This window comes from Streptomyces sp. NBC_01808, assembly GCF_035917395.1.
Taxonomy (GTDB): domain Bacteria; phylum Actinomycetota; class Actinomycetes; order Streptomycetales; family Streptomycetaceae; genus Streptomyces.
Genome location: NZ_CP109072.1, coordinates 1011588 through 1036111 on the forward strand (window position 1 = coordinate 1011588; position 24524 = coordinate 1036111).

The 24524-nt window shown below is 73.9% G+C and carries 19 protein-coding genes; 9 read left to right on the forward strand and 10 right to left on the reverse strand.

The annotated features are described in order from the left end of the window. Genes OG946_RS04040 through OG946_RS04055 form a run of 4 tightly spaced genes read right to left on the reverse strand, consistent with a single transcriptional unit; the run spans window position 1 to window position 5751 of the window. A complete protein-coding gene (locus OG946_RS04040; protein WP_326794785.1) occupies window positions 1–873 on the reverse strand; it encodes a 2Fe-2S iron-sulfur cluster-binding protein in 873 nt (290 codons plus the stop codon). Next, complete coding sequence (locus tag OG946_RS04045) at window positions 870–2777, reverse strand: NAD(P)H-dependent oxidoreductase subunit E (protein WP_326794786.1); 1908 nt, start codon at window positions 2775–2777, stop codon at window positions 870–872. Before OG946_RS04045 ends, OG946_RS04040 begins: the two co-directional genes overlap by 4 nt. Further along, window positions 2768–4714 carry a molybdopterin oxidoreductase family protein gene (locus OG946_RS04050; RefSeq protein WP_326794787.1) on the reverse strand — a complete coding sequence of 649 codons (1947 nt, stop codon included), beginning with the start codon at window positions 4712–4714 and terminating at the stop codon, window positions 2768–2770. The genes OG946_RS04045 and OG946_RS04050 overlap by 10 nt, the downstream gene beginning before the upstream one ends. Next, complete coding sequence (locus OG946_RS04055) at window positions 4711–5751, reverse strand: 2-dehydropantoate 2-reductase (protein ID WP_326794788.1); 1041 nt, start codon at window positions 5749–5751, stop codon at window positions 4711–4713. The genes OG946_RS04050 and OG946_RS04055 overlap by 4 nt, the downstream gene beginning before the upstream one ends. Window positions 5752–5902: 151 nt before the next feature. On the opposite strand from OG946_RS04055, the gene OG946_RS04060 reads away from it, so the two are divergent. Together OG946_RS04060 and OG946_RS04065 are read left to right on the forward strand one after the other, a co-directional pair. Next, window positions 5903–7120: a molybdopterin molybdotransferase MoeA gene (locus OG946_RS04060; protein ID WP_326794789.1), complete on the forward strand. Its 1218-nt coding sequence runs from the start codon at window positions 5903–5905 to the stop codon at window positions 7118–7120. 127 nt (window positions 7121–7247) lie between these two features. After that, window positions 7248–7937: a GntR family transcriptional regulator gene (locus OG946_RS04065; RefSeq protein WP_125933826.1), complete on the forward strand. Its 690-nt coding sequence runs from the start codon at window positions 7248–7250 to the stop codon at window positions 7935–7937. Between the two features lie 92 nt (window positions 7938–8029). Here OG946_RS04065 and OG946_RS04070 read toward each other — a convergent pair whose 3' ends face one another. The 4 genes from OG946_RS04070 to OG946_RS04085 all read right to left on the reverse strand — a co-directional run bounded on the left by OG946_RS04070 (window position 8030) and on the right by OG946_RS04085 (window position 14576). Then, window positions 8030–9415: an OFA family MFS transporter gene (locus OG946_RS04070; RefSeq protein WP_326794790.1), complete on the reverse strand. Its 1386-nt coding sequence runs from the start codon at window positions 9413–9415 to the stop codon at window positions 8030–8032. A 70-nt stretch (window positions 9416–9485) separates the two neighbouring features. Then, window positions 9486–11624 carry an acetate--CoA ligase family protein gene (locus tag OG946_RS04075; protein ID WP_326794791.1) on the reverse strand — a complete coding sequence of 713 codons (2139 nt, stop codon included), beginning with the start codon at window positions 11622–11624 and terminating at the stop codon, window positions 9486–9488. 3 nt (window positions 11625–11627) lie between these two features. Further along, window positions 11628–12857 (reverse strand): formyl-CoA transferase, encoded by a 1230-nt coding sequence (gene frc / locus OG946_RS04080; protein WP_326794792.1) that lies wholly within the window; start codon window positions 12855–12857, stop codon window positions 11628–11630. Between the two features lie 9 nt (window positions 12858–12866). Further along, the gene (locus OG946_RS04085) at window positions 12867–14576 is read right to left on the reverse strand and encodes a thiamine pyrophosphate-binding protein (RefSeq protein ID WP_326794793.1); all 1710 of its coding nucleotides are present in this window, start codon (window positions 14574–14576) and stop codon (window positions 12867–12869) included. Window positions 14577–14741: 165 nt separating this feature from the next. Here OG946_RS04085 and sucC point away from each other — a divergent pair, with 165 nt between their 5' ends. The 5 genes from sucC (at window position 14742) to OG946_RS04110 (ending at window position 19680) form a co-directional block, all read left to right on the forward strand. After that, the gene (gene sucC / locus OG946_RS04090; RefSeq protein WP_326794794.1) at window positions 14742–15875 is read left to right on the forward strand and encodes an ADP-forming succinate--CoA ligase subunit beta; all 1134 of its coding nucleotides are present in this window, start codon (window positions 14742–14744) and stop codon (window positions 15873–15875) included. Between the two features lie 5 nt (window positions 15876–15880). Then, window positions 15881–16756 carry a succinate--CoA ligase subunit alpha gene (sucD, locus tag OG946_RS04095; protein WP_326794795.1) on the forward strand — a complete coding sequence of 292 codons (876 nt, stop codon included), beginning with the start codon at window positions 15881–15883 and terminating at the stop codon, window positions 16754–16756. Next, window positions 16753–17187, forward strand: a complete 435-nt coding sequence (locus OG946_RS04100) for a carbonic anhydrase (RefSeq protein ID WP_326794796.1) — start codon at window positions 16753–16755, stop codon at window positions 17185–17187. The genes sucD and OG946_RS04100 overlap by 4 nt, the downstream gene beginning before the upstream one ends. Further along, a complete protein-coding gene (locus tag OG946_RS04105) occupies window positions 17184–18719 on the forward strand; it encodes an aldehyde dehydrogenase family protein (protein WP_326794797.1) in 1536 nt (511 codons plus the stop codon). The genes OG946_RS04100 and OG946_RS04105 overlap by 4 nt, the downstream gene beginning before the upstream one ends. Before the next feature lie 124 nt (window positions 18720–18843). After that, window positions 18844–19680, forward strand: coding sequence for an SGNH/GDSL hydrolase family protein (locus OG946_RS04110; protein ID WP_326794798.1), 837 nt, complete (start codon window positions 18844–18846; stop codon window positions 19678–19680). Here the strand turns inward: OG946_RS04110 and OG946_RS04115 are convergent. Both OG946_RS04115 and OG946_RS04120 read right to left on the reverse strand, forming a co-directional pair. Beyond that, window positions 19664–21283 carry a glycerol-3-phosphate dehydrogenase/oxidase gene (locus OG946_RS04115; RefSeq protein WP_326794799.1) on the reverse strand — a complete coding sequence of 540 codons (1620 nt, stop codon included), beginning with the start codon at window positions 21281–21283 and terminating at the stop codon, window positions 19664–19666. The genes OG946_RS04110 and OG946_RS04115 overlap by 17 nt on opposite strands. Next, a complete protein-coding gene (locus tag OG946_RS04120) occupies window positions 21280–21879 on the reverse strand; it encodes a TetR/AcrR family transcriptional regulator (RefSeq protein WP_326794800.1) in 600 nt (199 codons plus the stop codon). The genes OG946_RS04115 and OG946_RS04120 overlap by 4 nt, the downstream gene beginning before the upstream one ends. An 82-nt stretch (window positions 21880–21961) precedes the next feature. On the opposite strand from OG946_RS04120, the gene OG946_RS04125 reads away from it, so the two are divergent. Next, window positions 21962–23569 carry an FAD-binding oxidoreductase gene (locus tag OG946_RS04125; RefSeq protein ID WP_326800139.1) on the forward strand — a complete coding sequence of 536 codons (1608 nt, stop codon included), beginning with the start codon at window positions 21962–21964 and terminating at the stop codon, window positions 23567–23569. A 128-nt stretch (window positions 23570–23697) separates the two neighbouring features. After that, complete coding sequence (locus tag OG946_RS04130; protein WP_326794801.1) at window positions 23698–24489, forward strand: diacylglycerol/lipid kinase family protein; 792 nt, start codon at window positions 23698–23700, stop codon at window positions 24487–24489. Window positions 24490–24524 lie beyond the last annotated feature (35 nt).

Below are 24524 nucleotides of genomic sequence, written 5' to 3' on the forward strand. Positions count from 1 at the left end.
TCACTCCGTACCCTGGACGTTCTGGACGTGCTGGTAGCCGAACCGGCCCTTGATGCACAGGTTGCCCCGCGTGATGGGGTTGTCGTGCGGCGAGCCGACCTTGACGATCCGGTTGTCCTGCACGTGCAGCGTGAGGTTGCAGCCCACCCCGCAGTACGCGCACACCGTCGTCGTCTCCGTCTGCGCGTCCTCGTCCCACGTGCCGGCCGCGCGCATCTCGTACTCGGTCCTGAAGCTCAGCGCCCCGGTGGGACAGACCTCGATGCAGTTGCCGCAGTAGACACAGGCCGAATCGGGCAGCGGCCCGTCGTGCTCCACGGCGATCGTCGTGTCGAAACCCCGGCCGGCCACCGCGATGGCGAAGGTGTTCTGCCACTGGTCGCCGCAGGCGTCGACGCACTTGTAACACATGATGCACTTGCCGTACTCGCGCACATAGAGGTCGTTGTCGACCTTCGCGCCGCGGTCCCCCACCGTCGCCGCGTCAGGACCGAACCGGCCGGGCTCCGCGCCGTACTCCTCGATCCACCCGGCGACATGCGGCGTCGTCGACAAGTCGGTGGAGGAGGCGAGGAGTTCGAGGACCAGCTTGCGGCTGTGCCGGGCCCGCTCGCTGCCCGTACGGACCTTCATGCCCGGCTCCGCGCGGCGCGAGCACGCGGGCGCGAGCGCGCGGGCGCCCTCCACCTCCACCACGCAGACCCGGCAGGCGTTCTTGGGCGTGAGCGTGTCGCCGTAGCAGAGGGTCGGGATGTCCTTGCCCGCGGCGGTGCAGGCGTCGAGGATCGTGTCGCCCTCCAGGGCGTGGACGGTCTCGCCGTCGAGTTCGAACTCGACGCGGCGGCGCGGCAGGCCGAGCGGGACGCTGCTCATTCGTAGGCTCCCAGGCGGTCGATGGCGGACTCCACGGCGTTCCACGCGGTCTGGCCGAGACCGCAGATGGAGGCGTCGCGCATGACCTGGCCCACCTCGCGCAGCAGCGCGACGTCGGCCGCGGCTTCGGCGCCGCGGAGGTCCGCGATGCGGTGCAGGGCCTCCTCCTGCCGCACGGTGCCGACGCGGCACGGTACGCACTGGCCGCAGGACTCGTCGCGGAAGAACTCCGCGACGCGGATGAGGATGCGGGGCAGGTCGACGGTGTCGTCCAGGACGAGGACGACGCCCGAGCCGAGGGTGGCGCCTGCGGCGCGGGCACCCTCGAAGGTCAGCGGCACGTCCAGCTCGTCGGGCCGCACGAAGCCGCCGGCGGCACCGCCGAGCAGCACGGCGCGGAGGCCGGGCGGGGGACCGCCGGCGAGGTCGAGGAGGTCGCGGAGGGTCGCGCCGAAGGGGACCTCGAACACGCCGGGGCGGTCGACGGTGCCGGCGACGCAGAAGAGCTTGGTGCCGGTGGAGGACTCGGTGCCGGTCGCGGCGAAGGCGGCGGCGCCGTGGGTGAGGATCGGCAGGACGTTGACCAGGGTCTCGACGTTGTTGACGGCGGTGGGTTTGCCGAAGAGGCCCCGTTCGGTGGGGAACGGGGGCTTGGTGCGCGGCTCGCCGCGGTGGCCCTCGATGGAGTTGAAGATCGCGGTCTCCTCGCCGCAGATGTACGCGCCGGCGCCGCGGCGGATCTCGATGTCGAAGGCGTAGCCCTGGCCGAGGACGTCGTCGCCGAGGAGTCCGCGGGCGCGGGCCCGGTCCGCGGCGTGGGTGAGGCGGTCGAGGGCGCGGGGGTATTCGCCGCGGAGGTAGAGGTAGCCGCGGTGGGCGCCGACGGCGTAGCCGGCGATGGTCATGGCCTCGATGAGGGCGTAGGGGTCGCCTTCCATGAGCACGCGGTCCTTGAAGGTGCCGGGCTCGGACTCGTCGGCGTTGCAGACGAGATAGCGGGTGCGGACGGGCTGGGAGGCGGTGGCCTGCCACTTGCGCCCGGTGGGGAAGGCGGCGCCGCCGCGGCCGAGGAGACCGGCGTCGGTGACCTCGCGGATGACGCCGGCGGGGCCGAGGGCGAAGGCGTTGCGCAGGGCGGTGTAGCCGCCGTGGGCGCGGTAGTCGTCGAGGTCGGCGGGGTCGGTGGTGCCGACGCGGCGAAGGAGGACGAGGCCGGGGTCGCCGGTCTGGGGGACCGCGGCGGCGGGTGGTGGTTCCTGGTCGGCGCGGGCGGGGTCGTGGGCGGCGAGGATGAGGCCGTCGGTGGTGGCGGGGGCGACGACGGCGGTGGTGGGGGTTCCCCGATCCCGCCCCTTCCCGAAACCGGGGGGTGCGCCGCCGGCCCCCGCCCCCCGCGCCTCCGGTACCTCCCCCGCCCGTATCACCAGCGCCGCCGGGGCCCGTTCGCACAGGCCCAGGCATGGGCTCTCCTGCCATATCGCGCGGCCCGCGGGGGTGCCCGGCGGGCCCAGGCGTGACGTCAGGGACTCCGTCACGCGCTTCGATCCCCTCGCCGCACACGCGATGTCCGTGCAGACGTGGAGCACCGTCGCCGGGCGCGGACGCAGGGAGAACATCGCGTAGAAGGTGGCGACCCCGTACGCCTCCGCCGGGGGGACCGTCAGGCGGCGGCAGATGTAGTCCAGGGCGCCCTCGCTGATCCAGCCCACCCGGTCGTTGACCGCGTGCAGGGCCGGGAGCAGGAGGTCGCGGCGGTCGCGGGCCTCGTGGCCGCCCTTCGCCCAGCGCAGGTCCGCCGCGTCGCGTTCGCCGCCCTCCCAGCCCGTAGGCGCGGGGCCCAGCAGCTCGTCGACGGCGCCGCGTTCGGCGTCGGAGGGCTTGGCGTCGGTGTACTTCAGGTCCACGACGGCACCGCCTGCCGGGCGGCGAGCTTGTCGATGCGTACGGCCGCGGCCTTGTACTCCGCCGTGCCCGCGATCGGGCACGTGGCCTCGATCGTCAACTGGTTGGTGTCGACCTCGTCCGGGAAGTGCAGCGTCATGAACGCCAGCCCGGGCCGCAGCCCTTCGTCGATCCACACCGGGGCGACGACCGAGCCGCGGCGCGAGGTGACGCGGACCTCCTCGCCGTGGGCGACGCCGTAGGCCGCCGCGTCCTCCGGGGACAGCTCGATGTTCTCGCCGCGGCGCAGCGGCGAGGCGAAGCCGCTGGACTGCACGCCCGTGTTGTACGAGTCGAGCCTCCGGCCGGTGGTGAGCCGCAGCGGGTAGTCGTCGTCCAGGAGGTCCACCGGCGGGGAGTGCAGCACCGGGCCGAAGGCCGCGCGCGGGCCGCGGCGTTCTGGGCCGGCCTCCCAGAGGCGGCCGTGGAGGTACGTCGGCTCCAGCCGGTCCTCGCTGGGGCAGGGCCACTGGATGCCCTGGTGCTGCTCCAGGCGCGCGTACGTCATGCCGCGGTGGTCGGGCGAGACCGCGCGCAGTTCGTCCCAGACCGCCTCGGCCTCGCCGTACTTCCAGTCGTGGCCAAGCCGGCGGGCCAGCTCGCAGAGGATGTCGATGTCGTCGCGCGCCTCGCCGGGCGGACGGACGGCCTTGCGGACGCGCTGGACGCGCCGTTCGCTGTTGGTCGTGGTGCCCTCGGTCTCGCACCAGGCGGCGGAGGCGGGCAGCACGACGTCGGCGAGCAGCGCGGTCTTCGTCAGGAAGATGTCCTGGACGACGAGGTGGTCGAGGGCGCGCAGCCGCTGGACGGTGTGCTCGTTGTCGGCCTCGGACTGGGCAGGGTTCTCGCCGATGCAGTAGACGGCCTTCAGCGTGCCGCGTTCGATGCCGTCGAGCATCTCGGTGAGGTTGAGGCCGTAGCGGGGCTGGATGACGGCGTCCCAGGCCGTCTCGAAGCGCTCCCGCACCGCCGGCTCCAGGATGTCCTGGAAGCCGGGCAGCCGGTTGGGGATGGCGCCCATGTCGCCGCCGCCCTGGACGTTGTTCTGGCCGCGCAGGGGCTGGAGCCCGCTGCCGTGGCGGCCGACGTGGCCGGTGAGGAGGGCGAGGTTGATCAGGGCGCGGACGTTGTCGGTGGCGTTGTGGTGCTCGGTGATGCCGAGGGTCCAGCACAACTGGGCGCGCTCCGCCGTGGCGTACGCGTGCGCCAGCTCGCGGATCGCCGCGGCGGGGACGCCGGTGACCTGCTCGGCGGCGGCCAGGGTCCAGGGCTCGACGGCGGCGGCGTACTCCTCGTAGCCGCTGGTGGCCCGTTCGATGAACGCGGTGTTGGCGAGCCCGGCGTGGATGATCTCGCGGCCCACTGCGTGGGCGAGCGGGATGTCGGTGCCGACGTCGAGGCCGAGCCAGCGGTCGGCCCACTCGGCGGTCCCCGTACGGCGCGGGTCGACGGCGAACATCCGGGCGCCGTTGCGGATGCCCTTCAGCACGTGCTGGAAGAAGATCGGGTGCGCGAAGCGGGCGTTGGAGCCCCACATCACGATCAGGTCGGTCTCCTCGACCTCCGCGTACGAGGAGGTGCCGCCGCCGGAGCCGAAGACGGCGGACAGGCCCGCGACGCTGGGGGCGTGGCAGGTGCGGTTGCAGGAGTCGACGTTGTTGGTGCCGATGACGACGCGGGTGAACTTCTGCGCGACGTAGTTCATCTCGTTCGTGGAGCGGGCGCAGGAGAACATGCCGAACGCGTCGGGGCCGTGCGCGTCGGTGGCCGCGGCGAAGCCGCGCGCGGCGGCGTCCAGCGCCTCCTCCCAGGTCGCCCGGTGCAGCTCGCCGTCCGCGCCGCGGACGAGCGGGTGGGTGAGCCGCGGGTACTGCTTCGGGGTCCTGTTGCGGTCCTTCATGAGGCGCTCCTGGCGGTGTCCTGGCTGCTGGGGTTGCTCGGGTTGCTCCGGTCGGCCGCGGCGGGGGTACGGGCCGTCGTCTCGGCGAGCAGTCCCGCGACCGCGGCGATGGCACGCACGGTGGGCACGGGGACGCCGGTCAGGCCGGCCAGCTCGACCACGGCGGCGAGCAGCACGTCGAGTTCGAGCGGCTTGCCCCGCTCCAGGTCCTGGAGGGTGGAGGTCTTGTGGTCGCCGACGCGCGCGGCGCCGTCGAGCCGCCGTTCGATGGAGATCCCGGGCCGGCTGCCGAGCCGCGCGGCGACCTCCAGGGTCTCCCGCATCATGGCGGTGACCAGCTCGCGGGTGCCGTCGTGCCCGGCGATCTCGCCCATGGTGGCGCGGGTGAGCGCGCTGATGGGGTTGAACGAGATGTTGCCGAGCAGCTTGATCCAGATGTCGTTGCGCAGGTCGGGCTCGACCGGGCACTTGAGCCCTCCGGCCACCATGGCGGCGCTGAAGTCGAGGCAGCGCGGGCTGACGGCGCCGTCCGGTTCGCCGATGGAGAAGCGGGTGCCCTCCAGGTGGCGTACGACGCCGGGCGCGGCGAGTTCGGTGGCGGCGTAGACGACGCAGCCGATGGCGCGCTCGGGCGGCAGGGTACGGGTGACGGCGCCGCCGGGGTCGACGCTCTCGATGCGCTGTCCGGTGTACGGGCCCGGCAGTCCGTGGAAGTACCACCAGGGGATGCCGTTCTGGGCGGCGATGACCGCCGTCCTGTCGTGCAGCAGCGGGTGGACGAGCGGGCCGCTGGTGGCGTACGAGTTCGCCTTCAGCCCGAGGAAGACGTAGTCGACGGGGCCTACGGCCGCCGGGTCGTCCGTCGCCTCGGGGCGGGCGGTGAAGTCGCCGCGCGGGCTGAGCACGCTGACGCCTGCACGGCGCATGGCGGCCAGATGGGGTCCGCGGGCGATGAGATGGACGTCGGCACCGGCGCGGTGGAGCGCTGCTCCGACGTAGGCACCGATCGCGCCGGCACCGACAACTGCGACTTTCACTGGCGGGCTCCCTTGCGTGCGATGCGATCGCGGGGGCTCTTTCCTAGTCGACAGAATATTGTCTACAGTATGCCTTTCATGGGGGTCAAGGGTCGTGCACCCCTTCTACGGCGGCCCGTTGGGCCGCGCCGCAACCCGCGGGAGGCCGCTGATGACGACGCTCGGAACAACTCCCCCGCCCCGCACCGCGCCCGCCGCCGCACGGGGCTGGCCGGAGGCGCGCGCCGCCGCCGCGGCCGCGGCGGGCCCGCTCGCCGTCCGCGACACCCCGCTGCGCCGGGCCCACGGGCGGGCGCTCGCCGAGCCGTTGACGGCCCGCGCGCCGCTGCCGGCGTTCGACACCGCCGCGATGGACGGCTACGCCGTGGCCGGGCCCGGGCCGTGGACCGTCGCCGGGCGGGTGCTGGCGGGACAGGAGCCGCCGGTGGCGCGGCTCGCGGCCGGGCGGGCGCTGGAGGTCGCCACCGGCGCCCGGGTGCCCGAGGGCGCCGAGGCGGTGCTGCCGTACGAAGACGCCCTGCGCACCGGCCCGTCGGTGGCCGGCGCCGTGCGGCCGGGACGGCACGTGCGGCGGCGCGGCGAGGAGTGCCCGGCCGGTGCCGAGGTGCTGCCGCCAGGCGCCGTGCTGACCCCGGCGGCGCTGGGGCTCGCCGCGAGCCTCGGGTACGACCGGGTCGCCGTGCACCGCCGCCCCCGCGTCGCGCTCCTCGTCACCGGCGACGAGTTGGTACGCCGCGGCACCCCGCCGGCCGGCCGGGTCCGCGACGCGGTGGGCCCGCTGCTGCCCGGCGTCGTGACCTGGGCAGGCGGCGCGCCGCAGCCCGTGACGTACCTGCCGGACGGCCGCCCGCCGCTGACCGCCGCGCTGACCCGGGCGGCGGCCGGGGCCGACGCCGTCGCAGTATGCGGCGCCTCGTCCCGCGGTCCCGCCGACCATCTGCGCCCGGCGCTGGCCGACTTGGGCGCGGATGTGCTCGTCGACGGGGTGGCCTGCCGGCCCGGGCATCCGCAACTGCTGGCCCGGCTCCCCGGCGGCGGGCCGCCGGTCGTCGGCCTGCCGGGAAACCCGTACGCCGCCTTCGCCGCCTGCCTGACGCTGCTCGTACCGCTCCTGGAACGGCTGGCGGGCCGCACTCCCCCGCCGCCCTGGCGCGCCCGGCTCGCCCCGGCCCCCGCCGCGGGCTCCCGCGCGCCCGCCCCGCACCCGCGCGACACCCGGCTCGTCCCGGTGACGCTCGACGGCACCCGCGCCGTCCCGGTCGGCCACGACCGCCCCGGGCTGCTCTGGGGCGCGGCGGCGGCGGACGCGGTGGCGGTGCTGCCGCCGGGCGGGGCGGACGAGGTGGAGTTGCTGCGGCTGCCGCGCTGACACCGCACCACAAATGGTGTGAACTTCCTCACCACGGGGGGCACTCATCCTTCATCCACGCTCTCGGTAGACTGTAGACAAAAGCCAATTCACCTGTCGCCGGGGGCGACAGAGGGTGGGGAGATCGATGCTGTCCCAGGGACTACCCCAGGGGGCGATGCCGCGGCTGGAGCGGCCGGGCCCGCTCCGCGAGCGGGTGTACGAGGCCCTTCTCGAGCTGATCATCACGCGCACCCTCCCGCCGGGACAGCACTTGGTCGAGACCGAGTTGGCCGGCCACCTCGGCGTCTCCCGCCAGCCCGTGCGCGAGGCGCTGCAGCGGCTCAACACCGAGGGCTGGGTCGATCTGCGCCCCGCCCAGGGCGCGTACGTGCACGAGCCGACCGACGCCGAGGCCGACCAGCTCCTCGTCGTCCGCGCGCTGCTGGAGACCGAGGCCGCCAGGCTCGCCGCCGCCAACGCCTCCGGCCAGGGCATCGCCCGGCTGGAGGAGCTGTGCGCGACGGGCGAACGGGCCGTGGCGGCCGACGACCTGGAAGCCGTCGTCGCCGCGAACCTCGCCTTCCACGCGTACGTCATGGAGCTGGCCGGTAACGCCGTGCTGGCCGAGCTCGCCGCCCAGGTCGAGCGCCGCGTCCGCTGGTACTACACACCGGTGGCCCGGCAGCGCGGCGCCCAGTCCTGGATCGAGCACCGCGAGCTGATCGCCGCCGTGCACGACCGCGACGAGGCCCGTGCCCAGGAGGTCATGCGCGCGCACACCGAGCACACCCGCCGCTCGTACCACCAGCGCCAGCACGACGACCACCCCCGCTAGGGCCCCGGCCGGGTAGCGGTCGGCCGGGGCCTCTCCTGTGCGTTCCGCCCTCGCCGGGGCGGAGTCGCCGGGTCGGGGACCTGGACCCGGGGCTAGTCCGTCTCTCTGCTGATCGGCCGCGGGTTGGGCTCGATGTCCTTCAGCCGCTGCCGTCCCGGTGGGGTCAGGAACAGCGCCATGAAGCCGGCGAAGAGCGAGATGGAGCCGGCCAGCAGGAAGGCGCCGGAGTGCCCCCAGGCGCCGACGACCACGGAGCCCATGCCCGCGCCGAGGCCGGAGACGAGCTTGGCGCTGTAGACCATGCCGTAGTTCGAGGCGTTGTTGTTCTCGCCGAAGTAGTCGGCCGTCAGCGCCGCGAACATGGGGAAGATCGCGCCGCCGCCGAAGCCGGAGATCGAGGAGAAGACCAGGAACAGAGGCAGGTTCTTCATGTCGGCCGACCACAGGATGCCGTACTGGGACAGGCCGAGCACGATGCACACCACGATCAGGCAGCGCTTGCGGCCGTAGAGGTCGGACAGCCAGCCGATGACGCCGCGTCCGGTGCCGTTGACGACGGCCTTGAGGGACATGGCCGTGGCCACGATCCCGCCGGCGAAGCCGGCCTCCTCACCGATGTCCACCTGGAAGGCGATGCCGAAGATGTTCACGCCCGACGTACACGCCAGGCAGAACCACATCAGCGTCACGCGGCCCGTCGCCCACGCCTCCCGGGGGGTGTACTGCTTGACCGCGGGCGGGTTCATCTTCAGCGAGCGGGCCGCCCGCGGGTCCTTCGGCGGGTTGAGCGGGTCGACCTCGGCGGGCCACCAGTTCTTCGGCGGGTCCTTGAAGAAGAACCCGGCCGTGCCCACCATCAGCGCGAGGAAGAGCCCGACCGAGACCAGCACCCAGCGGAAGTTGGTCAGGTCCATGTAGCCGGTGAAGAGGAACACGAAGGGCACCGAGCCGTAGGCGAAACCGCCGTTCACGAAGCCGGTCTTGCCGCCCTTACGCTCCGGGTACCACTTGCCGACCATGTTGACGCAGGTCGCGTAGACCATGCCGGCGCCCATGCCGCTGAACATGCTGAAGCCGATGTACGCGACGACGACGTGCGGCGCGTACGCCAGGGACAGATAGCCGAGCAGCGTGCCGGTGGCGCCCAGCATCATCGCGAAGCGGGCCGGCAGCTTCCCGGTCTCGCGCAGCTTCCCGGCCGGGAAGGCGACCGCGGCCTGGAAGAACACCCACACGGTCATCATCCAGAAGATGTGCCCGCTGGCCCAGTGGTGCGCGGTATGGAGCGTGTCCTCGGCGGAGGCGAACGCGTACTCCGCCGAGCTGATGCCCATCATGCCCACCCACGGAAGGATGACCATCCACTTCCGCTTGCGGCCCATGATGTCGACGTCGGACTCGCCTATCCGATAGGTCCTGCCGTTTCTGTCGGTCACCTCCCGGTAGGGGAGGACCGACCGGTCTTCGGTTGTCGTCATGGGTTGCACCCCTTGTATCGAGAATCCGGTCAGCGCCCCCTGTCCTGATCTCTGCGGTGGTGCGGGTGGTTCAGGCGAGCAGCCCCGCCGCTCTCGCCCAGCGGTACTTCGCGCCCAGTACGGCGACCGGCTTCTCGGTCGTGTACGGGTACGCGACGACCCCGCGCTCGAAGAGGTACGCGCTCGCCTCCTCGACCTCCGTGTCGCCCGCGAGGGACGCCACGACAGGCTTGACGTTGCCCTTGGCCCGCTCCTCTGCCACCACCCGGGCGGCGAGTTCGGCGAAGACCATGGGCGGGGTGACGATCGTGTGCCAGTAGCCGAGGACCAGCGCGTGGATGCGCGGGTCGGTCAGGCCCAGCCGGATCGTCGCCTCGTACGTGGCCGGCGGCTCGCCGCCGGTGATGTCGATCGGGTTGCCCGCCGCCCCGAACGGCGGGATGAACCGCATGAACGCCTCGTCCAGGTCGGCCGGGATCTCCATCAGCCGCAGCCCGTTGTCGACCACGGCGTCGGAGAGCAGCACCCCCGAGCCGCCGGCGCCGGTGATGACGACGATGTCGTCGCCCCGCGGCGTGGGCAGCACGGGCAGCGCGCGGGCGTACTCCAGCATGTCGTTCAGCCCCGGCGCGCGGATCACGCCGGCCTGGCGCAGCACGTCGTCGTAGACCGCGTCGTCGCCGGCCAGCGCCCCGGTGTGGGAGCCCGCGGCCTTCGCACCGGCGCTGGTGCGGCCGGCCTTGAGGACGACGACGGGCTTCTTCGGCACGGTCTCGCGGGCGGCCTCGACGAAGGCGCGGCCGTCCTTCAGATCCTCCAGGTGCATCGCGATGCAGGTGGTGTTCTCGTCCTCGCCGAAGTAGGTGAGGAGGTCGTCCTCGTCCACGTCGGACTTGTTGCCGAGGCCGACGATCGCGGAGACGCCGGTCTTCGTGGTCCTGGCGAAGCCGAGGATGGCCATGCCGATGCCGCCGGACTGGGAGGTCAGCGCCACGCCGCCCTTCACGTCGTACGGCGTGCAGAAGGTGGCGCAGAGGTCCTGCCAGGTGGAGTAGTAGCCGTAGATGTTGGGGCCGAGGATCCGGACGCCGTGCTCGGCGGCGATGTCCACGATCCGGCGCTGGAGTTCGTGCTCGCCGGTCTCGGCGAAGCCCGAGGGGATGAGCACGGCGTTGGGGACGCCCTTGCGGCCCACCTCCTCCAGGGCGGCCGGGACGTACGCCGCGGGGATGGCGAAGACGGCGACGTCGACGTCGCCGGGCACGTCGGCGATGGTCTTGTACGCCTTGCGCCCCAGGATGTCGTCGGCCTTGGGGTTGACGGGGTGGATGTCGCCGGGGAAGCCGCCGTCGACGAGGTTGCGCATCACCGAGTTGCCGATCTTTCCGGTCTCGTTGGAGGCGCCGATGACGGCCACGGAGCGCGGCTTCATCAGCCGGTTCATCGCCGTCAGGATCTCCTCGCGGCTGAACCGGCGGCGTGCCTCGGGCTCCCCCTCGCCGAGCAGGATCCGCACGTCGGCGGCGAGCGCGCCGTCGGGGGTGGCGATCACGGGGTTGAGGTCGACCTCCGCGATCTCGGGGAAGTCCGCGGCGAGCTGGGAGACCCGGCGGATCTGGTCGGCCAGCGCCCGCCGGTCGACGGCCTGCTCGCCGCGCACCCCGCGCAGCACCTCGGCGGCGCGGATGGAGTCGAGCATGCCGGCGGCCTCGTCCCCGGTCACCGGCGCGAGCCGGAAGGTGATGTCCTTCAGCACCTCGACCAGCACCCCGCCGAGGCCGAACGCGACGACCTTGCCGAAGGTGGGGTCGGTCACGGCCCCGACGATGACCTCCCGGCCCGCCGGCAGTTGCTGCTGGACCTGGACGCCGTCGATCCGGGCGGCCGGGTCGTACGCGCGGGCGTTGGCGACGATCCGCGTGAACGCCGCGCGTACGGCGGCGGCGTCGGCGAGGCCGACCTCCACTCCCCCGGCGTCGGTCTTGTGCACGATGTCCGGCGAGACGATCTTCAGCACGACCGGCCCGTCGAAGCCGTCGGCCAGCGCCACCGCCTCCTCCACGTCCCCGGCCAGGCCCTCGCCGGGCACGGCGATGCCGTACGCGTCCGCGATCTGCTTCGCCTCGGGGGCGGTGAGCGCGGTGCGGCCCTCGGCGCGTACCTCCGCGAGCACCTCGCGGACCGCCGCGGTGTCCTTGGCGCCGTCCATCTCTCAGATCACTCCGTCCGTCTTGAGGGCGGCCATGTCCGCTGCGGTCAGGCCCAGTTCGCTGCCGTAGATGTCGTGGTTGTGCTCGCCGAGGAGCGGGGAGCGGCGGATGGCCGCGGGCGAGTCGGAGAGCCGGAGCGGGCTGCCGACGGTGACGTACGTGCCGCGCTCGGGGTGCTCGACCTCGACGACGATCCCGTTGTCCCGCAGGCTGGCGTCCTCGATGATCTCCTTGGTGGAGAGGATCGGGCCGCAGGGGATGTTGTGCGCGTTGAGCTTCTCCAGCACCTCCCACTTGGGCAGGGTGCTCGACCACTCCTCGATGAGCTGGAACATCTTGCCGAGCTTCGGCAGCCGCGCCTCGGGCGTGGCCCACTCGGGGTCCCCGGCCAGCTCGGGGCGGCCGATCAGCTCGGTGAGCGGCTGCCAGCCGACGGGCTGGACGATGACGTACACGTAGTCGTTGGGGCCGCCGGGCGCGCAGCGGACCGCCCAGCCGGGCTGGCCGCCGCCGGAGGCGTTGCCGGAGCGCGGCACCTCGTCGCCGAAGTCCTCGTTGGGGTACTCGGCGAGCGGGCCGTGCGCCAGCCGCTGCTGGTCGCGGAGCTTGACCCGGCAGAGGTTGAGCACGGCGTGCTGCATGGCGACGTTGACGCGCTGGCCGCGGCCGGTGCGGGTGCGCTGGTAGAGCGCGGCGAGGATGCCGGCGACGGTGTGCACGCCGGTGCCGGAGTCGCCGATCTGCGCGCCGGTGGCGAGCGGCGGGCCCTCCTCGAAGCCGGTCGTGGCCATGGAGCCGCCCATGGCCTGGGCGACGACCTCGTACGCCTTGAAGTCGGTGTACGGGCCCTCGCCGAAGCCCTTGATCGAGGCGTAGACGATGCGCGGGTTGATCTCCTGGATCCGCTCCCAGGTGAAGCCCATGCGGTCGACGGCGCCGGGGCCGAAGTTCTCCACCAGCACGTCGCTGCGGCGCACCAGTTCGGTGAGCAGCTCCTTGCCGCGCGGGGTCTTGGTGTTGAGGGTGATGCTGCGCTTGTTGCCGTTGAGCATCGTGAAGTAGAGGCTGTCGACGTCCGGGAGGTCGCGCAGTTGCTTGCGGGTGATGTCGCCCGCGGGCGCCTCCAGCTTGATCACGTCGGCGCCGAGCCAGGCGAGCAACTGCGTGGCGGAGGGCCCGGACTGGACGTGGGTCATATCGAGGACGCGAACGCCCTCAAGGGCCTTCGTCATGGGGTCACCTCACTTGTACATGGTCTGGTTCATGGTTCCGGGGGCGTACGCGTCCGGGTCGACCCAGACGTTGACGAGCGACGGCTTGCCGGACTCGCGGGCGCGGCGCAGCGCGGGGCCGATCTCGGCGGGGTCGCGGACCTCTTCGCCGTGGCCGCCGAGCATGCGGGCGAACTCGTCGTACGGGACGTCGCCCAGGGTGTTGCCGACGCGCTCGCGCTCGACGCCGTACTTGGCGGCCTGGCCGTAGCGGATCTGGTTCATCGAGGAGTTGTTGCCGACGATGCCGACGAACGGCAGGTCGTAGCGGACGAGGGTCTCGAAGTCCCAGCCGGTGAGCGAGAAGGCGCCGTCGCCGAAGAGGGTGACGACCTCCTTGTCGGGCCTGGCCTGCTTGGCGGCGAGCACGAACGGCACGCCGACGCCGAGGGTGCCGAGCGGCCCGGGGTCCATCCAGTGGCCGGGGCTGCGGGGCTGGACGACCTGTCCTGAGAAGGTGACGATGTCGCCGCCGTCGCCGATGTAGATGGAGTCCTCGGTGAGGAAGTCGTTGATCTCGCTGACCAGGCGGTACGGGTGGATGGGCGAGGCGTCGGAGGTGAGTTGCGGCAGCCGCTTGGCGCGCGCCTTCTCCTCCACCGTGCGCAGCTCCTCCAGCCACTCCTTGCGCTTGGCGGCGCTGCCGTTGAGGCGGCCGGACGCGGCCTGCGCGGCGGCGGCGAGGACGAGTCCTGCGTCGCCGACGATGCCGAGGTCGACGTCGCGGTTCTTGCCGACGGTGCGGTAGTCGAGGTCGATCTGCACGACGGTCGCGGTCGGCGAGAGCCGCCTGCCGTAGCCCATCCGGAAGTCGAAGGGCGTGCCGACGATGACGATGAGGTCGGCCTCGGTGAAGGCGTACCTGCGGGAGAGCTGGTAATGGTGCGGGTCGCCGGGCGGCAGGGTGCCGCGGCCGGCGCCGTTCATGTACGCGGGCACGTTCAGGGCGCGTACGAAGTCGATGGCGGCGGCGGTGCCGCGGGTCGTCCAGACCTGGCTGCCGAGCAGCACGGCCGGCTTCTCGGCGTGCACGAGGAGGTCGGCGAGCTTCTCGATGGCCTCGGGGTCGCCGGCGCTGCGGGTGGAGGCGCGGTAGTGGCCGGCGCGGGGTATGCGGGCCTGGTCCACCGGGACCTTGGCGTCGAGCACGTCACGCGGGATCTCCAGGAAGGACGGCCCGGGGGCGCCGTGGTAGCACTCCCGGAAGGCCATGGAGACCATGTCCGCGACCCGCGCGGTGTGCGGCACGGTGGCGGCGAACTTGGTGATCGGCGCCATCATGTCGACGTGCGGGAGGTCCTGGAGCGAGCCCATCTTGTGCTGGGTCAGGGCCCCTTGGCCGCCGATGAGCACCATGGGGCTCTCGGCGCGCAGGGCGTTGGCCACGCCGGTGACCGCGTCGGTGGTGCCGGGGCCCGCGGTGACGACCGCGCAGCCGGGCTTGCCGGTCAGCCGGGCGTATCCGTCGGCGGCGTGCGCGGCCACCTGTTCGTGCCGTACGTCGACGACCTCGATGCCCTCGTCGACGCAGCCGTCGTAGATGTCGATGATGTGGCCGCCGCAGAGCGTGTAGATGACCTCGACGCCCTCTGACTTGAGCGCCTTGGCGACGAGGTGGCCGCCGGAGATGTGGCCGGGGTCTCCGGGGGTGCCGGGGTTGCCGGATGTGCCGTCGGACATGGGGAGTTCAGTCCCTTCACCGGTGCGTTCGCTGTCACTCTGTACATTGCATACAGGACACGAATACTGTATGCAGACGGTTATCCCGCATCGGTGAGTCGATGTCCAGGGGGCGTGCACCGGAAATCTCCAAGTCGGACGCGACCAACGGAAGGTGCCCTTGAGATGGATCTGTTCGAGTACCAGGCGCGGGAGTTGTTCCGCAGGCACGGCGTTCCCGTGCCCGACGCGGCGGTGGCGTCCGACCCGGCGGGGGTCCGGGCGGCCGCCCGGGTGCTGGGGGGCGGGACGGTGGTCAAGGCCCAGGTGAAGACGGGCGGCCGGGGCAAGGCCGGCGGGGTGCGGCTCGCCCCGGACGCGGCGGCGGCCGAGGCCGCGGCGCGCGACATCCTCGGCATGGACATCAAGGGCCACCGGGTGGACAAGGTGATGGTCGCGAGGACCGCGGACGTCGCCGGCGAGTTCTACGTCGCGTACCTGCTGGACCGCGCCGCGGGCACGTTCCTGGCGATGGCCTCGGCGGAGGGCGGCATGGACGTCGAGGAGGTCGCGGCGGCCCGTCCCGAGGCGCTGGCGCGGATCCCGGTGGACCCGGCGGAGGGCGTCACCGAGGCCGTGGCGCGGCGGATCGCCACGGCCGGGGGGCTGCCCGCGGCGGCCGTGCCCGTGCTGGTGGCGCTCTGGGAGGTGTGCACGGCGGAGGACGCGCTGCTGGTCGAGGTCAACCCGCTGGTCACCACCGCCGACGGCGCCGTCCTGGCGCTGGACGGCAAGGTGACGCTGGACGACAGCGCCGGCTTCCGGCACCCGGAGCACGCGGCGTACGACGTGCCGGACGAGGCCGGTTCGCTGGAGGCGACGGCGCGCGCGAAGGGGCTCAACTACGTCAAGCTCGACGGCCGGGTGGGCATCGTCGGCAACGGCGCGGGGCTCGTCATGTCGACGCTCGACGTGGTCGCCAGGAACGGCGCCGCACCCGCCAACTTCCTCGACATCGGCGGCGGCGCCTCCGCGGACGTCATGGCCGACGGGCTCGGCGTGATCCTCGCCGACCCGGACGTGGAGTCCGTCTTCGTCAACGTCTTCGGCGGCATCACCGCCTGCGACGCGGTCGCCGACGGCATCGTGCGCGCGCTGGAGCGGATCGAGCTGACCCGCCCGCTGGTGGTCCGCCTCGACGGCAACAGCGCCGAGCGCGGCCGGCAGATCCTCGCCGCCGCCCGGCACCCCCAGGTCACCCAAGTGGACACGATGGACGGCGCCGCCGCGCGGGCGGCCGCCGTACCGGCAAGGAGCTGATCCCCATGGCAGTCTTCCTCACCGCGGCGAGCAAGGTGGTCGTCCAGGGCATGACCGGCGCCGAGGGCCGCAGGCACACCCGGCGGATGCTGGCGTCCGGCACCGCCGTCGTCGGCGGCGTCAACCCGCGCAAGGCGGGCACCAGCGTGGCGTTCGACGACCGGGAGGTCCCGGTCCACGGCACCGTCAAGGAGGCCGTCGCCGCCACCGGCGCGGACGTGTCCGTCGTCTTCGTGCCGCCGCCGTACGTCAAGGACGCCGTCGACGAGGCGGTCGACGCCGGGGTCGGGCTCGTCGTCGTCATCACCGAGGGCGTCCCCGTCCACGACACCGTCGCCTTCCGGGCCCGCGCGGAGGCCGCGGGCGTACGGCTCGTCGGCCCCAACTGCCCCGGGCTGATCTCCCCCGGCCTGTCCAACGCGGGCATCATCCCCGCGGACATCACCGGCCCCGGCCGCATCGGCCTGGTGTCGAAGTCCGGCACCCTCACCTACCAGTTGATGTACGAGCTGCGCGACCTCGGCTTCTCCACCTGCGTCGGCATCGGCGGCGACCCGGTCGTCGGCACCACCCACATCGACTGCCTGCGCGCCTTCGAGGCCGACCCGGACACCGAACTCGTCGTGATGATCGGCGAGATCGGCGGCGACGCCGAGGAGCGGGCCGCGGCGCACATCAGGGCCCACGTGACCAAGCCGGTCGTCGGCTACGTCGCCGGCTTCACCGCCCCCGAGGGCAGGACCATGGGCCACGCCGGCGCCATCGTCTCCGGCTCCTCGGGCACGGCCCAGGCGAAGAAGGAGGCCCTGGAGGCCGCCGGCGTACGGGTCGGCACCACCCCGTCGGAGACGGCGCGGCTGGCCCGCGAGGCACTGGGATGACCGGCACCGAGGACCTGCTCGCCCGGCGCCGGGGCGGCGCGGCCCTCGCCCCGCTCGATCCGGCCGCCCGGGCGCCGGCCAGCAAGGTCGCCGTACTCGCCTGCATGGACGCCCGGCTGGGCGTGGAGGCCATGTTCGCGCTGCGGCCGGGCGACGCCCACGTCATCCGCAACGCGGGCGGGTGCGTCACCCCCGACGCGCTCGACTCGCTGCGGCTGAGCCAACTGCGCGGCGGCACGCGCGAGATCGTGCTCGTCCACCACGAGGACTGCGCGGCCCTCGACGAACCGGCGGCCGACCTCGTGCGCTGCCTCGACCGGCTCGCGGCCAGCCCCCGGCTGCCCCACAGGGACGTGGTGCGCGGCTTCCTCTACACGCGCGGCGGCGAGCTGCGCGAGATCGGCCCCGGACGAGCGGAGACACCCTCGTGACCCTCATCCTCAAGCCCGGCACGGCGTGGCCTGACGCCTGGGCGCGCTGCCTCGCGGCGGCGCCCGAGGCGTTTCGCGACGAGCGCGTGCTGAACCACTGGAACGGCGTCTGGAGGGCCGACGGCCGCCCGCTGCCGACTACTTCGCCGGTGGACGGCACGCCGATCGCGGGGCCGCCCCGGCTGGACGCGGACACCGCGCACGCCGCGGTACGCACCGCACTCGACGCCCACCGGAGCTGGCGCCACCTGCGGCTGGCGGAGCGCAAGGCGCGGGTGTCGACGGCCCTCGACGCCATCGAGGAGCACCGCGACCTGCTCGCGCTGCTCCTCGTCTGGGAGATCGGCAAGCCCTGGCGGCAGGCCACGGCCGACGTGGACCGCGCCGTGGACGGCGTGCGCTGGTACGTCGAGGAGATCGAGGGCATGCTCGCGGGCCGGACCCCGCTGCCGGGACCGGTCAGCAACATCGCGAGCTGGAACTACCCGATGAGCGTGCTCGTGCACGCCATGCTCGTCTGCGCGCTGGCCGGCAACGCGGCCATCGCCAAGACCCCGACCGACGGCGGCCTGGCGTGCCTGACCCTGGCCTGCGCGCTGGCCGTGCGCGCCGGCGTGCCGCTGACGCTGGTCTCCGGCAGCGGCGGCGAGCTGTCCGAGGCGCTGGTACGGGCGCCGGAGCTGGGCTGCGTGTCCTTCGTCGGCGGGCGCGACACCGGCGGACGGGTGGCCGCCGCGCTGGCCGACCTGGACAAGCCGCACGTGCTGGAGCAGGAGGGGCTGAACTGCTGGGGGGTGTGGAACTACTCGGGCTGGGCCACGCTCACCCCGCAGGTGCGCGCGACCTTCGACTACGCCAAGCAGCGCTGCACCGCCTACCCCCGGTTCGTCGTCCAGCGCGCCTCCTTCGCCGACTTCCTGGCGGCGTACCTGCCGGCGGTCGGCTCCGTGCGCGTCGGGCACCCGCTGGCGGTGGCGCGTCCCGAAGACCCGCTGCCGGACCTGGACTTCGGGCCGCTGATCAGCGCCGCCAAGACCAAGGAGCTGGCGGACCTGGTGGCGCACGCGGTGGACCGGGGCGCGGTGCCGCTGTACCGGGGGCGGCTCGCGGACGCGCGGCTGCTGCCGGGCCAGGACACCTCCGCGTACGCCGCGCCGGTGACGCTGCTGGACCCGCCGGCGGCCTCGCCGCTGCACCACGCGGAGCCGTTCGGCCCGGTCGACTCGATCGTGCTGGTCGACACCGAGGCGGAGCTGCTGGCGGCGATGAACGCCTCCAACGGCGCCCTGGTGGCCACCCTCTCCTGCGACGACCAGGAGTTCTACGACCGGGTGGCGCCGCAGGTACGGGCGTTCAAGAAGGGCCGCAACGCGCCGCGTTCGCGCGGGGACCGGGCCGAGCTGTTCGGCGGCTTCGGCGCCTCGTGGCGCGGCGCGTTCGTCGGCGGGCACCTGCTGGTGCACGCCTTCACCGAGGGGCCGGCGGGCGAACGCCCGCCGGGCAACTTCCCCGATTATCAGCTCATGCCCTGATGAACTCCTGTAACAGGGGTTGAACGGCGCATCACGGGCGCACAGTTGCGACTTGGCATGGACATGGGTTTCAGGGGGCAGGGTGTGGTTACCACTCGGTACAACCTCACCCCCAGGGGGTTCCATGAGAACTGCCCGGCCCTTGCGGCTGCTGCTGGGCTTCCTCGTCGCCACCACAGTGGCGCTGCTCGGCAGCGTACCCGCGCAGGCTGCCGAGAGCGCGGCCGGCGCGAGCGCCTACGCCGAGAGTACCTACGCCGAAAACTACGTCGCGCTCGGCGACTCCTACGCCTCCGGCGTGGGCGCCGGTTCGTACGATTCGGCGAGCGGCGACTGCAAACGCAGCAACAACGCCTACCCGGTGCTGTGGAAGAACGCGCACGCCCCGGCGTCCTTCTCCTTCACCGCCTGTTCCGGCGCCCGTACCGGCGATGTCATCAACAACCAGCTCGGCCCGCTCAACTCCGGCACCTCCCTCGTCTCCATCAGCATCGGCGGCAACGACGCGGGCTTCGCCGATGCCATGACCACCTGTGTGCTCCAGGGCGAGTCGGCCTGTATCAACCGCATCAACCAGGCGCGCACCTATATCGAAGGCACCCTTCCCGGGCGGCTGGACGCGGCGTACAACGCGATCACCGCCCGCGCCCCCAACGCGCAGGTCGTCGTGCTCGGCTACCCGCGGATGTACAAGCTCAACGGCGGCTGCATCTTCGGCATCAGCGAGCGCTCCCGGGCCGCCATCAACGGCGCCTCGGACCTGCTGAGCGACGTCACCGCCAAGCGCGCGGCCGACCACGGCTTCGCGTACGGCGACGTCCGGCCGACGTTCTCCGGGCACGAGATCTGCTCGGACAGCGAATGGCTGCACAGCGTCACCTTCCCCATCGGTGACTCGTACCACCCCACGGCGGCCGGGCAGTCCGGCGGCTACTACCCCGTGTTCAACGCCCTGGCCTGACCGCCACGGGCACCGCGGACAGCACCTCGCGGGCGGCCGCCACCGCGGCCGCCCGCTCCGCCGCCACCAGCCCCACCCGGGTGCGCCGGTCCAGCAGATCGGCCTCGTCGAGCGCGCCCTCGTGGCGTACGGCCCACACCAGCTCGGCGCCGGTGACCGGGTACCCCGGGACGACCGGCGCGGCGAGCGCCGGCTCGGCGGCGGCCAGCGCCTGCACCGCGGGCGCCTCCGTCCCGTAGCGCTGCACCAGCCGGCGCGGTGCGTCGAGCCCGGCCAGCTCCGCCGCGGGCGCGGCGCCGACGAGCGGCAGCCGGGCGGTGCGGCACGGGCCCGCGGTGAGTCCCGCGCAGGACACGGCCGCGTCCACCGCGTCCTCGGCCATCCGCCGGTACGTCGTCAGCTTGCCGCCGACGACGGTGACCACGCCGTCCGGGGAGGTGAGGATCGCGTGCCGGCGGGAGAGGTCGGCGGTGCTGCCGTCGCTCTCCAGCAGCGGGCGCAGCCCGGCGAAGGCGCCGACGACGTCCGACCGGCGCACCGGCACGTCCAGCGCGGAGTCCAGCACGTCCAGCAGGAAGCCGACGTCCGTCTCCGGCGCCGCCGGCACGTCCGGCACCTCGCCGTCGACCGGCTCGTCGGTCAGCCCCACGTACACCCGGCCGTCGTCCTGCGGCAGCACCAGCGCGAACCGTCCCGTCGCCCCCGGGATCGGGATGTGCACCCCGGCCCCGCCGGGCTGGCGCCCCATCCCCAGCGCCTCGGCGCGCAGCACCAGATGCGTGCCGCGCGAGGGGCGCAGCCGCACCCCCGGCACCAGCGAACCGGCCCACACCCCGGCCGCGTTGACCACCGCGCGGGCCCGGATGCGGAGCCGCTCCCCCGTCGTCTCGTCGCGGACCACCGCGCCGGTGCCGGTCAGCTCCACCGCACGGACCCGGGTCAGCACCCGGGCCCCGTGTCCCGCGGCCGTCCGCGCGACGGCCGTCACCAGCCGGGCGTCGTCGGTCAGTTGCCCGTCCCAGGACAGCAGTCCGCCGCGCAGCCCGTACTGCCGCAGTCCGGGCACGAGCTGCCCGGTCTCCACCGCGGAGAGCCGGCGGGGCGGCGGCAGCGCTGCGCGGGAGGTGCGCGCCGCGGCGCGCAGCAGGTCGCCCGAGCGCAACCCGGCCCAGGCGACGGCGGCCTGCGCGCGGGTGGTGAGCGGGGTGAGCGGGATGACGAACGGCTGGGCGTGCACGAGGTGCGGCGCGATGTGCTCCAGCAGCGCGCCGCGCTCCACCGCGCACTCGCGGGCGATGCCGACCTGCCCCGAGGCGAGGTAGCGCAGCCCGCCGTGGATGAGCTTGCTGCTCCAGCGCGACGTGCCGAACGCCAGGTCGTGCGCGTCGATCGCGGCGACGGAAAGACCGCGCGCGGCGGCGTCCAGGGCGACGCCGGCGCCGGTGGCGCCGAGCCCGACGACCAGCAGGTCGACGCGCTCGCCGGCCGCCAGCCCGGCCAGCTCACGGGTGCGGCGGCGGGAGTTGAGGGAGAAGTTCCGGGGGGCGTCGGCCGCGCTCGCGGCACTCGGGTCGGCGGGCTGCCCGGCGGGCTGCACGGTCATGGCGAGAGCATCCTCTCCAGCACCCCGCGCAGCTCGTGCTCGAACGCGGCGGTGCCGAGGTCGGGGTCGTCCTCGTCGGTCATGGTGCGCATGGAGAAGGTGAAGGACTGCACGACGAGCAGCGCGGCCCTGGCCTGCCGCACCGCGTGCCCCTCGCGTACGGAGCCGTCGGCGTGGCCCTTGCGGACGTCCTCGGCGATCAGGTCGAGCAGGACGTCCTGGCTGGCGCCGCGGCGGTCGAGCATGTACGGCAGCAGCAGTTCGGGGTCGACGTCGAGGATTTTGCGGAACAACGGGTGCGCGCGCAGCGCGCGCGAGCCCTCCGTGAGCCCCGCCACCAGGACCTCGCGCGCGTTCGCCGCGCCGTCCGCGGCGGGGAGCGCCCCACGTGCGACGTCGATCCACTCGCGGGTCATGAGATCGCCCACCAGGGACTGCACGTCGGGCCAGCGCCGGTACAGCGTCATCCGCGACACGCCCGCGCGGCGGGCCACGTCCGTGAGCGTGGTGCGGCGCACGCCCACGGCCAGGACGCAGTCCCGCAGCGCGTCGAGCGCGAGGTCGTCCAGCGAGGGCTTGTGACGTTTCGACTTCACCTGTCACAGTGTAACGAGGATGGCGGTGGAGGAAACCCCTCCGGCCGGGGTGCCGGGCCCGTACGGGAGGTTCGCGTTGGACATGCTGTGGAACGGGTGGGGCGACCCCGGGCAGGCGGCGCCGCTCCCCGACGGCGTCCGCGACCTGCTGCGCGACCTGCTGGGGGTGCGGCCCGCGGACACCCCGCCGGTGGCCCTCGCGGACCTCGACGTGCCGCCGCCGCGGCTCGGCGCGGACGTCCTCGACGCGCTCGCGGGCGCGGCGGGCGGCGCGGCGCACGTACGCACCGACGCGACGAGCCGGGTGCGGCACACCCGCGGCAAGTCCACGCCCGACCTGCTGCGCATCCGCGCCGGGGAGGTCGCGGACGCGCCGGACGCGGTGGTGCTGCCCGGCGGCCACGACGAGGTGCTGGCGGTGCTGCGCGTGTGCGCGGAGCGGCGGGTGGCGGTGGTGCCGTTCGGCGGCGGCACATCGGTGACCGGTGGGCTCGCGCCGTACGCGAAGGGGAGCGGCTTCTCCGGTGTCGTCGCCCTCGACCTGCGCCGGCTGGACCGGCTGGCGGCGCTCGACGAGGTCGCGCGCACCGCGGAGCTCGACGCGGGCCTGCGCGCGCCGGAGGCGGAACGGCTGCTCGGCGAGCGGGGGTTCACCCTCGGCCACTTCCCGCAGTCCTTCGAGTGGGCGACCGTCGGCGGCTTCGCCGCGACCCGCGGCAGCGGCCAGGCGTCCGCGGGCTACGGGCGGTTCGACGAGATGGTGGTGGGCCTGACGGTGGCGACGCCGGAGGGCACGCTGCGGCTGGGCCGCGCGCCGCGCTCCGCGGCGGGGCCGGACCTGCGGCAGTTGGTGCTGGGTTCCGAGGGCGCGTTCGGGGTGATCACCTCGGTGACCGTACGGGTGCGGCCGCTGCCGCGGGTACGGGCGTACGAGGGCTGGCGGTTCGGCTCCTTCGACGCGGGCGCGGCGGCACTGCGCGCGCTCGCGCAGGACGGGCCGCTGCCGACGGTGCTGCGGCTGTCCGACGAGACCGAGACGATGGTGGGCCTGGCGCGCCCGGAGGACCTCGGCGCGCCGGGTGGTTCCCCGCCGGGCGGCTGCCTGGTCGTCACCGGGTACGAGGGCGCGGCGGGCGAGGCGGCGGACCGCCGCGCGGCGGCGCGGGTCGTGCTGCGGGCGGCGGGCGGGGAGTTGCTGGGCGCGGAGCCGGGCGAGTCCTGGGCCGCGGGCCGCTACCGGGCCCCGTACCTGCGCGACGCGCTGCTGGACGCCGGGGCGTTCGCGGAGACGCTGGAGACGGCGGCCTTCTGGCCGGCGCTGCCCCGGCTGTACGAGGCGGTCCGCGGGGCGCTCACCGAGACGCTGACGGCGGCGGGGACGCCGCCGCTGGTGATGTGCCACATCTCGCACGTGTACGAGACGGGCGCGTCGCTGTACTTCACGGTGGTCGGCGCCCGCGGCAGCGACCCGCTGGGCGCGTGGGAGCGCGCCAAGGGCGCGGCGAGCGACGCGATCCTGGAGTGCGGCGGCACGATCACCCACCACCACGGCGTGGGCACGGACCACCGCCCGTGGTACGCGCGGGAGATCGGCCCCCTGGCCGTGGCGGCGCTCCGGGCGGTCAAGTCGACGCTGGACCCGGCGGGCATCCTCAACCCGGGGGTGCTGCTGCCGAGGGCGGACGAGTGAGCGGGCGGCGGCGCCCGCGGGCCCCGTTCGGTACGGGAAACGGCCGTCCGGCCGGCGCGCGGGCCGCCCTCCCCCGACTCGCAGGTGACCTCCTGACCGCCGTACGCACCACCGAACCGGAGCCCGCCATGCGCCGCTTCACCGCCATCGTCAATCCCGCCGCCGGCCGGGCCGCCGGGGCCGCGGCGCTCATTCCGCTGGCCCGGGCGCTGCGGGGCGCGGGCGCGCAGGTCGAGGCGGAGTACAGCCGGGGGTTCGGGCACGCCGCCGAGCTGGCCGAACGCGCCGCAGGGGCGGGGCGTACCGTGCTCGCGGTCGGCGGCGACGGCATGGCCGGGACCGTGGCCGGGGCGCTGGTGGAGACCGACGCGGTGTGCGGGCTGGTGCCCGGGGCGGTCGGGCGCAACGCGGTCGCGCGGGCGCTGGGGCTGCCGCGGGCGTCGGAGGAGCTGGCGGAGCTGCTGCTGCACGGCGAGCCGCGGCCGGTGGACGTGCTGCGGGTCGACGGCGAGACGCCGTCCTTCGCGCTCGGTGCGGTGTGGATCGGCGCGGGCGCGGCCCGTACGGCACCCGGCCGGGCGCTGGCGTCGCGGCGGTCGGCGCTTTTCCGGATCACCGTGGACGGCACGCCGTACGAGATGCGCGGCCACACCGCCGTCCTCGCCAACGCCCCCTGCCCCGGCGCCCCGGTCGCGCCCGAGTCCGCCCCCGGCGTCCGGCTCGACGACGGCGCACTGGAGGTCGCCGTCCTCGGCGGCGGCCCGGGGCGGCCGACGCGGACGCGCGGCGAGACGCTGCGCGGACAGCGCGTGGAGGTCGAGGCGGACCGGCCGATGCCGTACGCCGCCGACGGCATCCCCGCGCCCGGACTGCCGCTGACGGCGCGGGTCCTGCCGGGGGCGCTGCGGGTGCTGCGCTGACGGCCGGGCCCCCGGCACCGTGCGGGACGCTGTTG